General features: G+C 62.0%; 12 protein-coding genes and 2 pseudogenes. 1 reads left to right on the top strand and 13 read right to left on the bottom strand.

Features of this window, described 5'->3' with window-relative positions:
• Positions 1-2 precede the first annotated feature (2 nt).
• The 3 genes and pseudogenes from ACRESH_RS01195 to ACRESH_RS01185 form a co-directional block, all read right to left on the bottom strand.
• The gene (locus ACRESH_RS01195; protein WP_431740273.1) at positions 3-743 is read right to left on the bottom strand and encodes a methyl-accepting chemotaxis protein; all 741 of its coding nucleotides are present in this window, start codon (positions 741-743) and stop codon (positions 3-5) included.
• A gap of 114 nt (positions 744-857) precedes the next feature.
• Positions 858-1,889, bottom strand: a pseudogene (locus ACRESH_RS01190) (HAMP domain-containing protein); the annotation flags it as partial.
• Positions 1,890-2,048: 159 nt separating this feature from the next.
• The gene (locus ACRESH_RS01185) at positions 2,049-2,930 is read right to left on the bottom strand and encodes a LysR family transcriptional regulator (protein WP_431740207.1); all 882 of its coding nucleotides are present in this window, start codon (positions 2,928-2,930) and stop codon (positions 2,049-2,051) included.
• 124 nt (positions 2,931-3,054) lie between these two features.
• Between ACRESH_RS01185 and ACRESH_RS01180 the strand changes: the two genes are divergently transcribed.
• A complete protein-coding gene (locus tag ACRESH_RS01180; protein WP_431740206.1) occupies positions 3,055-3,501 on the top strand; it encodes a PACE efflux transporter in 447 nt (148 codons plus the stop codon).
• Positions 3,502-3,507: 6 nt separating this feature from the next.
• Here the strand turns inward: ACRESH_RS01180 and ACRESH_RS01175 are convergent, their stop codons facing one another.
• The 10 genes and pseudogenes from ACRESH_RS01175 to ACRESH_RS01130 form a co-directional block, all read right to left on the bottom strand.
• Entirely contained in the window at positions 3,508-4,551 is a 1,044-nt protein-coding gene (locus ACRESH_RS01175) for a hypothetical protein (protein ID WP_431740205.1), read from the bottom strand.
• Positions 4,552-4,696: 145 nt separating this feature from the next.
• Positions 4,697-5,383 carry a GntR family transcriptional regulator gene (locus tag ACRESH_RS01170; RefSeq protein WP_431740204.1) on the bottom strand — a complete coding sequence of 229 codons (687 nt, stop codon included), beginning with the start codon at positions 5,381-5,383 and terminating at the stop codon, positions 4,697-4,699.
• Positions 5,384-5,399: 16 nt separating this feature from the next.
• The gene (locus ACRESH_RS01165) at positions 5,400-6,104 is read right to left on the bottom strand and encodes a FadR/GntR family transcriptional regulator (RefSeq protein ID WP_431740203.1); all 705 of its coding nucleotides are present in this window, start codon (positions 6,102-6,104) and stop codon (positions 5,400-5,402) included.
• A 69-nt stretch (positions 6,105-6,173) separates the two neighbouring features.
• Positions 6,174-7,484, bottom strand: coding sequence for a C4-dicarboxylate transporter DctA (locus ACRESH_RS01160; protein ID WP_431740202.1), 1,311 nt, complete (start codon positions 7,482-7,484; stop codon positions 6,174-6,176).
• Positions 7,485-8,028: 544 nt separating this feature from the next.
• Positions 8,029-8,497 (bottom strand): annotated as a pseudogene (locus ACRESH_RS01155) (transporter); the annotation flags it as partial.
• A gap of 281 nt (positions 8,498-8,778) precedes the next feature.
• Entirely contained in the window at positions 8,779-9,162 is a 384-nt protein-coding gene (locus ACRESH_RS01150) for a RidA family protein (protein WP_431740201.1), read from the bottom strand.
• 33 nt (positions 9,163-9,195) lie between these two features.
• Positions 9,196-9,888: a DUF3726 domain-containing protein gene (locus ACRESH_RS01145; protein ID WP_431740200.1), complete on the bottom strand. Its 693-nt coding sequence runs from the start codon at positions 9,886-9,888 to the stop codon at positions 9,196-9,198.
• Positions 9,889-9,890: 2 nt separating this feature from the next.
• Positions 9,891-11,585, bottom strand: coding sequence for a hypothetical protein (locus ACRESH_RS01140; RefSeq protein ID WP_431740199.1), 1,695 nt, complete (start codon positions 11,583-11,585; stop codon positions 9,891-9,893).
• 26 nt (positions 11,586-11,611) lie between these two features.
• On the bottom strand, positions 11,612-13,162 hold the full coding sequence (locus tag ACRESH_RS01135; RefSeq protein ID WP_431740198.1) for a BCCT family transporter: 1,551 nt from the start codon (positions 13,160-13,162) through the stop codon (positions 11,612-11,614).
• 57 nt (positions 13,163-13,219) lie between these two features.
• Positions 13,220-14,206 (bottom strand): dipeptidase, encoded by a 987-nt coding sequence (locus tag ACRESH_RS01130; RefSeq protein WP_431740197.1) that lies wholly within the window; start codon positions 14,204-14,206, stop codon positions 13,220-13,222.
• Between the last annotated feature and the right edge of the window lie 4 nt (positions 14,207-14,210).

Here is a 14,210-nt window from a genome sequence, read left to right as displayed (position 1 = left end):
GCTCAGATCTTGAAGCTGTCGACCAGTTGCTTGAGGCGACCGGCCTGTTGGGCCAGGGCATCGCAGTGACGCAGGGTGTCATTGAGGTTGGCCACGCCTTGCTGGTTCAACACGTTGATCTGGGTGATGTCCAGGTTCAGGCTTTCGACTACGGCAGTCTGTTCTTCGGTCGCTGCAGCCACCGACTGGTTCATGCCGTCGATCTCGCCGATGCGCTGGGTAACGCTGCTCAGGCGTTCACCGGCCTGGTTGGCAACCATCACGCTTTCCTCGCTCGACACCTGGCTGGCGTTCATGTTGTGCACCGCCTCGCGTGAACCGACCTGCAGGGTGGTGATCATCTTGTGGATCTCTTCGGCCGACTCCTGGGTACGGTGCGCCAGGTTGCGCACTTCGTCGGCGACCACGGCGAAACCGCGACCGGCTTCCCCGGCACGGGCAGCTTCGATGGCGGCGTTCAAGGCCAGCAGGTTGGTCTGCTGGGAGATGCCCTTGATCACGTCGAGGATCTGCCCGATGTCGTCGGTGCTGGCGTTGAGGGTTTCGATCTGTTCGCAGGATTCGCTGATCTTCTGCGACAGCGAAGTCATCGCCGAGATGGTTTCTTCCACCACCTGGCGGCCGTCGTTGGCCTGTTCGCTGGCACCGCTGGCGTGCTGCGAAGCATCGGCGGCGTTGCGGGCGATTTCCTGGGTAGCGGCGCCCAGTTCGTTGATCGCCGCGGCCACGCTGTTGGTGCGCATGCTCTGCTCTTCGGAGCCGATGATCGAGGCGTTGGACGCGCTCATCACCCGTTCGGAAAGGTCATGCACCTGGCGGGTGGCTGACGACACTTCGGCAATCGAGGCGTGAATACGTTCGACGAACTGGTTGAAGGCACCCGCCAACTCACCGAACTCGTCCTTGTTCTCCACGACCAGGCGGCGGGTCAGGTCGCCTTCACCCTGGGCGATGTCCTGCATGGCGCGGCCCATGGTGGTCAGCGGACGCATCAGTACCGGAATCAGCAGGCTGAGCAGGCCGGCAATGGCCGCCACGGCGATGAGCATGGCGATGATGGCCGAGGTGCGGAACTGGCTGAGGGCGACGTAGGCTTTGTCTTTGTCGATGGACAGGCCGATGTACCAGTCGGCCGATGGCAGGCCGCTGACCGGCGCGAACGAAATGATTCGCTCTTTACCGCCCAGGGTCACGTCATGAATGCCCGGCGCCACTTGCACGCTGCTGCCCGGATAGATGTCCTTGAGGTTCTTCATCACCTGGTCTTTGTCCGGGCTGACGATCACCTGGCCATTGCGGTCGACCAGGAAGGCATGACCGATACCGCCGAAGTCCACAGCATTGATGATGTCGACCAGGGTCGCCAGGCTCAGGTCGCCACCGACCACACCGAGCAGCTCGCCGCTGGTCTTGCTCTTGACCGGCATGGCAATGGTCACCACCAGGCCACCGACTGCGGCCATATAGGGCGGGGTCAGCATGGTCTGGTTGGCGGCGACAGCGGCGGTGTACCAAGGACGCTGGCGTGGGTCATAGCCGTCAGGCATCTTCGCATCCGGGCGCTGGGTGAAGACACCGTTGGCCTGGCCGACGTAGGTGAACTGGAAGTTGCTGGTGAACGAAGGCTGGTCGACCAGTCCCGGGAAATCGGCGTTGGCGCCCTGGTGGGCAACGTCCTGGGCTAGGTTTTCCAGGACCAGGATGCGGCCGCTCATCCAGTTCTGCACGCTACTGGCGGTCAACGCTCCGGCTTGTTTGACCGACGACTCGATGTTCTGTCGGATGGTGTTGCGTTGCAGGTAATCGTTGTAGAGGGTGAACAAAGCAAATGCCAGAACCACGACGCCGCAGGCGCACAGCAGGATCTTGTGGCGGAATTTCAGGTTCATGTTCCGAGACCTTGTGCCAGTAAGGAGGAGTGCCGAGCGGTGCTTTTGGCGAATGCTCGTACCTATCCACATGGCTATCGGCCGCAGCGGTGAAAAATTGAAAGGCAGAATGCCGCAGGGGCTGACAGGTTTTTCCCTCGCAGAGACCTAGGCAAACCCCTACACCCCAAGCAACCTGACCAGTTCCTGTGCCGCTTTCTGCAGCGGCTGGTTGTGCCGCCAGAAGGCATGCACCGGCAGTTGCAGTTCGTTGCGGGTGTTCTTGAAGTCCAGGCGTAGCAGACGCCCTGCCTCCAGCAGTGGTGCCACCCGTGACAGCGGAAAGTCGCCCCAGCCCAGACCCGCCTCTACCATCTCCAGGGCCATGCTCAGGCTGTCGGTACGCCAGTGGGCCTTGCCGATCAGGGCGCGGGTGTCGGTGATTGGCAGGTCGCGGCTGGCCACCAGGATCTGTCGGACATTGACCAGGTCTTCGAGGTAGGCGATCTGCCGGGGTTGGCGCTGCAGGGCAGGGTGTTGCGGCGAGATGGTCGCCACCAGCGACTCCATGCCGATGTTCTGGAAACGTTGCTGCGGATCGACCGCCAATCCGGCGAATGCCAGGCACAGGCTGACCCGGCCGCTGTGCAGCAGATGCAGGGCTTCTTCCTGAGGGGCGCTGAATATCTCGACCTCCAGCATTGGGTAGCGTTCGCTGATGGTCTTGATCGCCGCCAGCAGCGGACCGTGGTCGATGTCCGGGACCACGCTGATGGCCAGGGTGCTTTCCAGTCCCAGGGACAACTCCAGGGCGTGCACCTGTAATTGCCCCAGTTGCGCAGCGATCATCCGCGCGTGAGGCTCCAGCGCCAGGGCCAGCGCGGTGGGCCGGGTTTCCCGGTGCGTGCGCTCGAACAGGGCGTAGCCCAACTCGGCCTCGAGGTTGCCGACCGCCATGCTCACGGCTGAAGGCACCCGGCCCAAGGCGCGGGCGGCGGCCGAGAATGAACCACGGTCAAGCACTGCAAGGAAGAGTTCGATGTTGTCGCTGGAAAAATTCAAATGGGCAATCTCCTGTCAGTAGATCTGATAGCTGCTGACTTTTTCTGTCAAGAAGATTGACGCACGCTTGCGCACCTCTGCCGCCTGGACGGGTGGCGATTGATGATGCAATCGAGGTAATACGGTGCAAGGTGTAAAACGCAAACTGGTCTACGTGACCGCCTACGAAGTGATTGGCCTGTGCATGTCGACCCTGGGTCTGGCCTACCTGTCGGATACGGCACCGAGCAATACCGGGCCGCTGGCGGTGATGATTACTACCATCGCCATGGCCTGGAACTTCATCTACAACACCCTGTTCGAGTACTGGGAAAGCCGCCAGGTCAAGCGCGGGCGCAGCGTTGCCCGGCGGGTCGCCCATGCCATCGGCTTCCAGCTGACCCTGGTGGTCTACCTGATTCCGCTTATTGCCTGGTGGCTGGACATGAGCCTGGTCGAAGCCTTCCTGGTGGACTTGGCCTTCATCATCCTGATCCCTTGCTACACCTTCCTCTACAACTGGCTGTTCGATCGCATTTTCGGCCTGCCGACTTCGGCTCAAGCTGTGGACGACAGCCGCGTCGCCGCCTGAGACGGGTTATTGCGCCGGCAGGACGATGCGCAATGAACCGCTCTCAGGTTCATCGTGCAGGCGCCTGGCGCCGAGCAGGCTCTCCTCGATCTCGCCGGACAAGTAGTAGACCCCGGCCATGGCACCGGTCTTGCGGTTCTCCGTGAGTTCGCGCCATTCCTCGTTGAGCGCCACATTGAGGATCACCCGTAGCTGCTCGGTCATGGCCGGTTGTTCCTGGCTATGGGTCACAGCGCCGTAGCCGGCCGCTACCACCGAGATCAGGGCGCCCGCGACGCGGCCCACGGCGCTGGATACGGCACTGGCGATGCCGCGCGGCGCCAGGGTCGCGCCGAGCTTTTCACTGGCCTGTTGTGCCACCGATGACAGGCCGACGTCCGAGCGCTGGGTGCCGGCGCGCACGGCGCTGTGCATGTGCCCGACCAGTGCCGCATAAGCCGGCTGCTCGACCAGCGACTTGCTGTAAAGCAACTGGTAGAGCGAGGCATTGCGTGCCGCCGGTGGCCCCAGGTTGATCGCCTGGGTCCGGGTCAGGCGCAGGTTGAATTGCTCGGGCGGCGCCCGGTAGCGCTGGGCAAGCTGTTGCAGCTGCTGGCCAAGCAACTGGATATACAGCTCCATGGCGCGGTTGCGAATGCCTTCGGGGTCGATCTCCTTGGCCACCTGGTCGAGCACCCGGCGGTGATACTGCTCTTGCAGGTATAGGGCCAGGCGCTTCTGCGGCGGCGCCTTGCCTTCGCCGCTGTTCATTTTGTACCAGACCACTTTCATGGTCAGCCATTGCTGGGTCCAGTAGCCGGTGAACCAGGGGATGAAGTCGCTTTCGGTGAATTGCTGCACGCGCTCTTTCCACACGCGCATGGAGCGTCGGGTGTAGTCATTGACCGAACTGGTACTGGCCAGAGAGGCGTCGATGATTTCCCGGTCGATCTGCTCCCAGGTGGCGGGGCTCAGTTGCACAGGGGGTGGCTCGGCGGCTTTTTGCCGCGAGGTGCAGCCGCCCAGCGCAAGCAGCAGGAAAAGCAGGAAGAGAAGGGCACGGGGGGTCACAAGCGCTACCCCCTCGTGACGGAATTCTTGGCGGGTTCGATGCCTCGGTGTCTTCAGTATAGGTGGGAGGTGATTGCGGGATGCATCAGAAGGTAATAAGACCGGCCAAGGATTACTTGTGCCTTGCTCAGAGATCCCGCAGGCCTCAAGCCTCCAGGTCCAGCTTGGCCTCAATATGATCCAGGTGCTGGTGCATCAAGGCCAGGGCCGCTTCGCCGTCACCCTGCTCGAGCGCATCAATGATTGCTGCATGCTCTTGCCAGGCGCAATGGCTGCAGGGGCGGGTTTCGTACTGGGCGATAATCAATGAGGTTTGCGGCACCAGACCGTTGAGAAAACGTGTCAGCGGAGCGTTGTTGGCGATCTCCGCCAGTTTCAGGTGGAACTCGCCTCCGAGGCGGATTGCCGTGCAACGCTGGCCCTGTTCGTGGTGCTGGCGTTCGCGCGCGACCAGTTCGCGCAACTGGCGGATTTTCGCGGGTCGCGAGCGTTGCGCGGCAAGGGTGATCAGGGTGGTTTCAGCCAGGCGCCGGGCGCTGAGGATCTGCCGCGCCTGTTGCCGGTCGGGGGCTGCCAGGCGCGCGGTGTGACTTGGGCGCTGGACGATCACCTGCTGGTCGCACAGGCGGCCCAGCACCCGGCGAATCACGGTGCGACTAACCCCAAATGCCTCGCCCAGCGCCTGCTCGGGCAGGGCGCTGCCCGGCGCCAGGCGCTGTTCGAGTATGGCGTCGAACAGGCGCGGGTAGATCTGCTCGGCCGACAGGCGCACTTCGCCATGGGCGAGCAGGGGAGGCAGAAAAGTCACAGGGGCTTGGGCGCTGGCGTTCATCAATGCTCTCCTGAGTTCAAGTGGCCGGATGTTCGTCCGGGATGTTCAGTTCGATACCCATGCGCCGGCCTTCCTGGAGGATGTGGTGGCGCATTTGCGCACTGGCCTGGGCGCTGTTCTTGTTACGGATGGCACGGACCACCGCTTCGTTTTCTTCCAGGCGCGCCGCCAGGTGTTCGGGAGAGTTGCGCAACACTGCAGCGCTCTGCTTGAGGGCGTTGCTGGTCTGCTGCACCACACTCTGGAAAATCGGGTTGGCGGTGAGGGTGAACAACTCTTCGTGGAAGGCGATGTAGGCGTTGACTCCGGCTTCGCTGTCCTCAGCCTCAAGGGCTTCGCGCATGTCCATCAGGGTCAGGCGCAACTGGCCGATCTCTTTGCTGCTGATCGACTGGGCAACCAGGCCGACGATGAACGGCTCCAGGGTGTAGCGCAGTTGCAGGACGTCTTCCAGGCTGGCTTCGGCCACCCCGGTCTGCGGCAAGGTGGTTTCGGCCATGTCGGCGTCGAGCACCAGCACTCCTTTGCCCGGCATCGAACGTACCAGGCCGAGGGTTTCCAGCACGGTCACCGCTTCACGCAGGCTGGGGCGGCTGATACCCAGTTGCTCGGCCAGCTCGCGCTGGCCCGGGAGCATGTCGCCGGAACGCCACTGGCCGCGGGCCAGGGCCTGGCGGAGTTTCTCCACCACGGTATTCACTACTGTCGATGAAGTAATCACAGTTCACTCCATGAGCACGCTTGCATGGTTTGCTCCTGTGGCCGGCGCTGTCAGCGCCGGCCATTTCACTCAGAACTCTTGTTGATGGGCATTGGGCGTCTTGCGTTGGGCAAAGCCAAAACCCTGTTTGCCGGCCAGTACATTATTGGCCCGTTCCATGTCGATATCCCCTTCCCAGCGGCCGATGGCGACGGTAGCCACGCAGTTGCCGATCAGGTTGGTCAAGGCCCGGCCGATGCCCATGAACCAGTCCACTGCCAGCACCAGCACCAATCCGACTACCGGGATTGCCGGAATTGCGGTCAGGGTCGCGGCCAGAATCACCAGCGCCGAACCCGGGATGCCGTGGGCGCCCTTGGAGGTGATCAGCGACACCAGCAGGATGGTCAGCAGGTCAGTCATCGCCAGTGGTGTGCCGGTGGCGTTGGCGATGAAGACAATGGCCAGGGTCAGGTAGATCGAGAAGCCATCGAGGTTAAAGGAATAGCCGGTCGGGATCACCAGGCCGACGGTGGAATTACCGATGCCCAGGTGCTCGAGTTTGCGCATGATCTGCGGCAGCACAGCGTCGGAGGACGCGGTGCCAAGGACGATGGTCAGCTCTTCGCGCAGGTACTTGATGAACGGCAGGAGGCGCAGGCCCGACAGGCGCATCACCGTACCCAGGATCAGTAGCACGAAACCGGTGCAGGTCAGGTAGAACAAGGCGACCAGGCCACCCAGGTGCTGCAGCGATTCCAGGCCATATTTGCTGGTGGTGAAGGCGATGGCTCCAAACACGCCGATCGGCGCCAGGCGCACGATCATGCCCATGATGCGGAAGATCACATGGCTCAGTTCGTTGATCAGCCGCGAGATACCTGAAGCCGCTTCGCCGACCAGGTTCAGGGCGCTGCCGAACAGCACCGAAAACAGCAGTACTTGCAGGATGTTGTTATCAGCGAAGGCACCGATCACCGAGGTCGGGATCAGGTCCATGAGGAAGGCCGCCGTGCCGTGGATATGCTGGCCTCGCTCGGCCAGGTTGCCGGCTTCAGCGCTGGACAGTTGCTCCAGATGAATGTTGGCGCCGCTGCCGATCCCGGAGGTAAAGGCAAACACCAGGCCGATGACCAGGGCAATGGTGGTGAGGATTTCGAAGTAAATCACCGATTTGAGGCCGATCCGTCCGACCTTCTTCAGGTCGCCGGCGCCGGAAATACCGCTGACCACGACACAGAACACGATCAGCCCGATGAGCATTTTGATCAGCTTGATAAAGCCGTCACCCAAGGGTTTGAGCTGCAGGGAAACTTCGGGAAAGCTGAGGCCACAGGCGACGCCAAGCGCCAGGCCGAGCACTACTTGGAGGAAGATCGAACGCGAGCACCATTTGAGCATGGGAGGGATCTCTGATCGGTGTCCTTGCTTCGAGGCCGGAGGAGGGCGAAAGAGCTGAGGACTTAATTATTGTGGTCTTACCGGTATGTCCAGTGCGTGGTCAGTGTAGGCGTGGGTTTTCCAGGTTTGCAATAGATTCTTGGATGTGCGTTTAAAGCCAAATTTCCAAGCTAGGTAGATCAATAGATTACGAAGCTTTTAGCGCCGGTTTTTGTTTTGCTTTTGCGCCCATTTCGCTGCTAAGGGCACTTTTGCTCATCCAAACACGCACCTATACTATCGGTCTGGTCAGACCGGTTTGTCCAATTTTTTGATGACGAGCTTGTGCAGCACGCGAACGACGGGGTTCAAGATCATGCACCAGCTGCGCGTGCCCATGATCAGGCGCGAAGTCTTGGAGGCCGAGGAAGCCAGGGCAGCCAAAATGCTTTCGGGGAGTCTGAAAACGATGCACAGCGACGCGATTCCGTCAGCACGGCCGAAGTACATGCACTGCGGATATAGAGTGACTACAGATTATGCAAATCAGGAGTCGGTTTAGAATATGGTTTTCTTGGTCGCCGTACAGGGGCACGTTGGCGTTGATCTCCAGCCAGGTCGGGTCGAACGGTGTACCGAAGGCGAGCTGCGGTTTGACCGCCCAAGCAGTTGGCGTCGATGTTGATCACTTTGTCCTTGTCGTAATCACCGGTTGGCGCGATGACCCACAGGACGCCGGAGAAGAAGGTGCCTGGGGTCCAGGTGGCAAACTCTTCCTGGGGCAGCGCCGGTGCGCCATAGAAGTTGTGCGCGAAGATCACCTGGGTGTCGCCCATGCCGCCATTGTGCTTGATGCCGGTGAAGAACCTGGCGTCGTCGAACGAAGCCAAAATATCAACATAAGGCTGTGCAGGATCTGGACCGTATTGTCACGCCCGTCAAGCCCAAAGGAGTGGGCCACGCAGCCCGTCCAGGGGCAGCGAGGTGTCGATGGAGGTGTTGGTATCAATGCGGTTGTAGTAGCCGAACACCATGTTTAGACCAATTGGCAGGTTCTGCCAGTCCCGCGCGTTGTCGGCAACGTCGACTATAGATGAGAGCGCCAATGCATCAGCGGCCAGGCGGACCCGCGGTGAGACAACCCATGGTGGTGTTCCTGGCTTACAAGCAGGTTGGCGGGATGTGTTCATGGGCTGGGGATATAGATAGCGTTCTAGACATCTCAATCAAGACGAGGGGTCGGACAGGCAAGATCTGCTGTGCCTGGACCCTTGGCGAACGCTGTTCATCCCGCCAAGGGGCCGGCATTAGCCAATTACGCCACTTGCGCTAGGCAGGCGTAGACCACCAGCTCCACGAGCATTTCCTCACGGGCCAGCCCCGCCACCACGACCGCTGCGCGGTTGGGGTAGGGCGCCTGGAAGTACTGCGCATACACCGCATTGACCGTTGCCAGGTAGCTGCGGTCGGTGACGTAGATCAACACCTGGGTCACGGCGTCGAGCGAGCTGCCTGCTGCCTCCAGGGTGTGGCGCAGGTTGTCCAGGGTCTGGCGGGTCTGGGCTTCGATGCCGCCGGCGACCACCTGGCCCTGTGCATCAATCGGGATCTGTGCGGTGTAGAGCGTACCGTTGCCGACGACAGCCCATTCCAGCGGGGCTTTGGAGGCAAACAGATCGGTCTTGATGGCGTATTTCATAAGGGGATTCCTGAGTGAGCGGGATGGGGGCTGTCAGTCGCTATCACTGCCGCCGCCAGCGCCATGCTGGCGTGAGGCTGCGGTGCTTTCGACGAGGACGTTGTCGGCCAACTGCTTGAGCCGCTGCCAGGTCTGCTCGCTGACGTTGAAGCCCAGAGCGAGCGCCGATTGCGTGCTGGCCTGGAGGCGCGCCGGGGCGGCCGGGCGGCTGAACACCACAGTGACGCTCTGCTCGGCACCTGCAGCGGCAGGCAGGTCTTCGATGTGCAGGTCAGGGCGGTTGTTACCTGCATCGAACGACGCAATGTGCACCTGGCGAGCATCGCCCCAGCGGGCCTGCACTTGCAGCCCCAGTTCGGCGGCCCGACACAGGTAGCCGAGCAGCAGCAACCGGTTGTGGCAGTGATGGATGCGCAGCACCGCCTGGCCGTTGCTCAGTGCCTTGCCCAAGGCCAGCTCCACCGCAGTCGCGGCGCAGCGCAGGACACTCTGGCCTTTGGCGTCGATTACCAGCAGGGCGCTGTCTTCGAAGCACAAGGCAAACGGCTGGTCGGCTTCCTTGTGCAAAAAGTCCAGGGCCTTTTCCAGCGCACCGATGCCATCCAGCCCTTGCAGTTGCAGCCAACCGACCATGTCGGCGGCGTCCTCGCAATCGCCCATGGCAAAGCCCATGCCTTCGAACGCCTTGCGGCACATCACCTGAATTTCGTTGAGGGATACACGCATGGTCACTGATCTCCGCCCGGCATCACCGCAAAGTTCCAGTCGTCCTCGAACGGCTGACCAATCTCATTCACCAGAGGCGCACCCTGGAACAGGGTGATACGCACCCAGCGGCTGGATTTCGGGTCGAACTTGCCTGCGCCGAAGAAGGCCAGTTTGCAGCGCAACAGGTGGATCGGCAGCATGTCGCGCGCCAGCAGGTTGGCGCGGATCTCGCCAAAGGCGCACTGCGCCATGCCTTGCAAGCGGCGCACGGTGCCCTTGTAGGCCGGCTGGGCGATCAGAAAATGCGCGGTCAGTTCGCCTGGGTGCGCGTGCAGATGCTCGAGCAACGCGGTATGGCAGCGCTGAATATTGCGGGCGATGCCCAGTTGCATCTCCTTCTCGGCGCCCGGCTCCTCGGTGCGCATACCCAGGCGCGGCTCTTCTTTTTCTGCCGAGCGGTACCAGAAGAAGTGTTCCGCGTCGGTGTCGCTGAAGTCATAGGCCAGGGCCCAGCCATACTGGCGTTCGATCAGTTCGCGCAGTTGGCTCAGGGGCATCTGCGCATCCAGGCGCCAGCCTTCGACCACGCCCATTTGCTCGGCCAGCGGCGTCACTTGTTCGGGGTACAGCTCCAGCAGCAGACTGACCAACAGTTCCTGGCAGCCGATGCCGGCGTGTGCTTCGCTCCAGGCCAGCAAGCGTGACCAGAGATCGTCGCTGCTGGGTTGGCGGTTGAGCCAGTCCGCCAGCGGGCCCAGGTCGGCCAGGGTCTGCAGGTCTTGTTCGTGCTGGTGCTGGTCTTCAGTTTGGGTTTGCTGCAGGTGCAGGCGGGCGCGTTGCAGGAGCGCATCGAAACGCTGCATCCGGTCAGGCGTGGCCGCTTGTGCCAAGACTCGGCTCAGGGCGGTTTCTCGCGCCCAGATCCACTGGTTGACCAACTGCGGGTGGTTGAGCAGGTAGGGCGCCATGCCCAGCCCGGTGGAATTGCCGACACCCAGGTAACGCGCCAGCGCCGCGTCCAGCTTCACCGCGCGCTGCGGGTTGCGTGCCCGCGCCATGTGCTCGATTTGCTCGATGCTGAAATGGCGCAACAGGTACACGGTAAACATCTGCGCGCTGAACGGCTGGTTGAAGTCCGGGTTGTCTTGCAGGCAACCGAAGTCGGCAATGCCGAACTTGCCGTTGCCGTACACGGCGGTGGTGCGATACAGGTAACCGACGTCGGCCAACTGGCGTGCGGCGGGTTGCTGGCCTTCGGCCAAGGCCGTGAGGAACTGCTCGAAATTACGCAAGCTGCGGTTGGCGCGAGACAGCACCAGCACCCGTGCATCGAAGCGACCGGCTTCCTGCAGAGGCACGTTGCGCTGCAGGTCGGCCAGTTGAGCGTCGTCGACATCGCCGGCAACCAGTACGAAGCTGACGTCCCATTGATCGGCGATCACCCGGTCGCTGCGCTTGTGCGGTGGCAAGTAGGCACTGAAGATCACGCAGTGGTAGTGCGCGGTGGGTGTGTCGATACGGTAGATGACGGTGCCAAAGCCTTCACTGTCCAGGTCGAAACGGCGGCACTGGATGCCCCAGTGCTGGTTCATCATCCGGCGCATGCTGGCGCGCACGAAGCTCAAGGGGCTCTGGAAGTGGCTGCCCAGCCGGGCCAGGTCCATGACCTGGCTGGCGGGGCGTAGCGTAGGCGCTGTACACGCGGTATTGGACATTGTTGTTATTCCTCGATACATCATGATCAAACGCCTTGTTCACGGGCCATGTGCCGGGCAATGCGCACGGCATCCCACAGCGCCGGCAGAATCAGCAGTGACACCGGTACGGCGGTGATGACAATGAACGATTGCAGGGCGGTGACGCCCCCTGCACCGATAGTGATCAACACCACCGCGGCCAGGCCCATGCCGATGGCCCAGAAGCCGCACAGCCATTTCTTCGGTTTATCAGTGCTGGACATCGCCAGCGCTACGGTAAAGGCCATGGCATCGCCATTGGTGGCGACCGAGATGAAGCTCAAGAACAGGAACAAACCGCTGATCAGGCCACCGAGCGGCAGGTTCTGAGTGACCCCCAGCAGCAGGTCTTCAGGTTTGCTGCCGTGACCTGTGACCACACCGGGCGTCTGCAGCTCCAGACCAATGCCGGTGCCACCGACCACGGTGAACCAGAACATGGTCACCAGCGGGGCGATGATCGACAGCGTCATGATGATCTCGCGAATGGTCCGGCCCCGCGAGATCCGTGCGACGTACAGCGCAACCATCGGCGCATAGCCGATGAACCAACCCCAGTAGAACACCGTCCACCAGTCCAGCCACTTGGGGTCGGCACGGAACAGTGTCAATGGGATGAAGTTTTCCACGTGCAGGGCAAAGGCCGACGGGAAGCCACCAAGGATGAACAGCGTAGGCCCGAACACCACCATGAACAGCGCCAGGCCCAGCATCAGCCAGACGTTGATCTCGCTGACGAAACGGATGCCCTTGAGCCCCACCAGGCAGGAGGTGGTGTACATCAGGGTGACCAGGACGATGGTGATCGATTGGGTCACGATGCCATTGGGCACGCCCCATACGGTGTGCAAGGCACTACTGATCTGCAAGCCAAGGAAGCCGATCGGGCCGATGGTGCCGGCGACCACGGCAATGATCGAGGCCGCATCGGCAAAGGTGCCAATCGGGCCTTTCAACGCACGTTCACCAAACAGTGGATAGAGCAGGGTGCGCGGAGCCAGTGGCAGACCCTTGTCGTAGTGCAGATGCATCAGCACGATCGCCAGCAGGCTGCCCAGTACCGCCCAGGCGAGGAAACCCCAGTGCACGAACGACTGCGCCAGTGCGGCAGTGGCCGCTGCTTCGCTGTTTGGCAGCACACCGGCGAAGAGCGGCGGCGGGCTGGCAAAGTGCATCAGCGGTTCTGCCGCCGCCCAGAAGGCGCCGCCGCCGGCGAGCAAGGCGCACATGATCACCGCGATCCAGTTGAAGGTGCTGATATCGGGGCGTTGCTCGACGCCGCCCAGACGCACGCGTCCACATTTCGAGAAGCCGATGCCCAGGCTGACCACGAAGGTTGCCAGCATCAGCACCTGCCAGTACAGGCCGAAGGCCTTGGTAGACCAGGCGAACAGGGTGTTGACCAGCGCCGATACCGTATCGATGTCGACCAGCGCCGCGAGCAGGAAGGCCCCCAGAAACCCGCCGCTGATCACGAACAGCGGCCAGTTGATGCCACGGGCGAGCGGCAGGCGCACGGCCGGGTCATCGGCCTGCAGGGTGGTTGAATTTTTCATGAAGCCTCCGGAACCTGCGATTGTTTTTATTGTTGATGCTGTCCGTGCAGGAAGGGCTCAGGCCTGCGCCGTGGTGGCGGTTTCCATCAGGCGCAGCCAGTTGAGTCCCATGATCTTGCGCACATCCTCTTCGGCAAAACCGCGCGCCCGCAGGCCCTTGGCGATGTTGGAAAAGTCGCGGCTGTCGCGGAACCATTGCAGCGGTGTTGGCCAGTTGGCGTTGTCCTTGGAGCCTTCGCCGTAGTCCTTCTCCTTGCTCCAGCGCCCGTTGCGCATCCACTCAAGCACCGACAGCGGTTGTGACTGGCACAGGTCGGTACCGATACCGATGTGCTCGACCCCCATCAGGTCGGCGGTGCTGGCGATCATGTCGCAGAAGCTCTCCAGGCTGCAGCCCGAAGCACCCTTGAGGTGGAACGGGTAGGTGCTGAAACCCAGCAGCCCGCCGGACTCGGCAATGCCGAGCAGTACCGCATCGGACTTGTTGCGCTTGGCCGCGTGGAAGCTCGACGGGTTGGCGTGGGAGATGATCACTGGCCGGCTCGACAGCTCGATGGCTTCCAGGGTGCTGCGTTCGGCGCTGTGCGACATGTCGATGAGCATGCCGACGCGGTTCATCTCGGCGATCACCTGGCGGCCGAAGCGGCTGATGCCGTTGTCTTCACTTTCGTAGCAGCCGCTGGCGAGCAGGCTCTGGTTGTTGTAGGTGAGCTGCATGACGAACACACCCAACTGACGGAAAACTTCCACCAGGTCGATGTCGTCTTCGATTGGCGAGCAGTTCTGGAAACCGAAGAAGATACCCACCCGGCCTTCCTCATGGGCCAGGCGAATATCGCCGGCCGAGCGCACCGGGCGGATCAGTTCGGGCCAGGCTTCGAAGCGGCGGTTCCACTCGCCCAGGCGCGACAGGGTTTCCCGGGCGTTCTCGTGGTAGGCGATGGTCGCGTGCACCGCGCTCAAGCCGCCGCTCTGCATTTGTTGGAAAATTTCCGGGCTCCAGTTGGAGTACTGCAAGCCGTCGATCATCAGAAGGTCGTGCATGGCG

The sequence above is a fragment of the Pseudomonas sp. genome (assembly GCF_050739775.1).
Lineage (GTDB): Bacteria > Pseudomonadota > Gammaproteobacteria > Pseudomonadales > Pseudomonadaceae > Aquipseudomonas.
The sequence above is the reverse complement of the archived record's forward strand: the minus strand, read 5'-3'. Positions and strand labels throughout refer to the sequence as shown.

What these genes read in the sequence shown, in the direction of transcription:
- ACRESH_RS01150 (WP_431740201.1), bottom strand. Translation starts at nt 9,162, where the DNA reads ATGAAATACGCCATCAAGACCGATCTGTTTGCCTCCAAAGCCCCGCTG.
- ACRESH_RS01170 (WP_431740204.1), bottom strand. Translation starts at nt 5,383, where the DNA reads ATGAACGCCAGCGCCCAAGCCCCTGTGACTTTTCTGCCTCCCCTGCTC.
- ACRESH_RS01130 (WP_431740197.1), bottom strand. Translation starts at nt 14,206, where the DNA reads ATGCACGACCTTCTGATGATCGACGGCTTGCAGTACTCCAACTGGAGC.
- ACRESH_RS01195 (WP_431740273.1), bottom strand. Translation starts at nt 743, where the DNA reads ATGCGCACCAACAGCGTGGCCGCGGCGATCAACGAACTGGGCGCCGCT.
- ACRESH_RS01145 (WP_431740200.1), bottom strand. Translation starts at nt 9,888, where the DNA reads ATGCGTGTATCCCTCAACGAAATTCAGGTGATGTGCCGCAAGGCGTTC.
- ACRESH_RS01160 (WP_431740202.1), bottom strand. Translation starts at nt 7,484, where the DNA reads ATGCTCAAATGGTGCTCGCGTTCGATCTTCCTCCAAGTAGTGCTCGGC.
- ACRESH_RS01135 (WP_431740198.1), bottom strand. Translation starts at nt 13,162, where the DNA reads ATGAAAAATTCAACCACCCTGCAGGCCGATGACCCGGCCGTGCGCCTG.
- ACRESH_RS01140 (WP_431740199.1), bottom strand. Translation starts at nt 11,585, where the DNA reads ATGTCCAATACCGCGTGTACAGCGCCTACGCTACGCCCCGCCAGCCAG.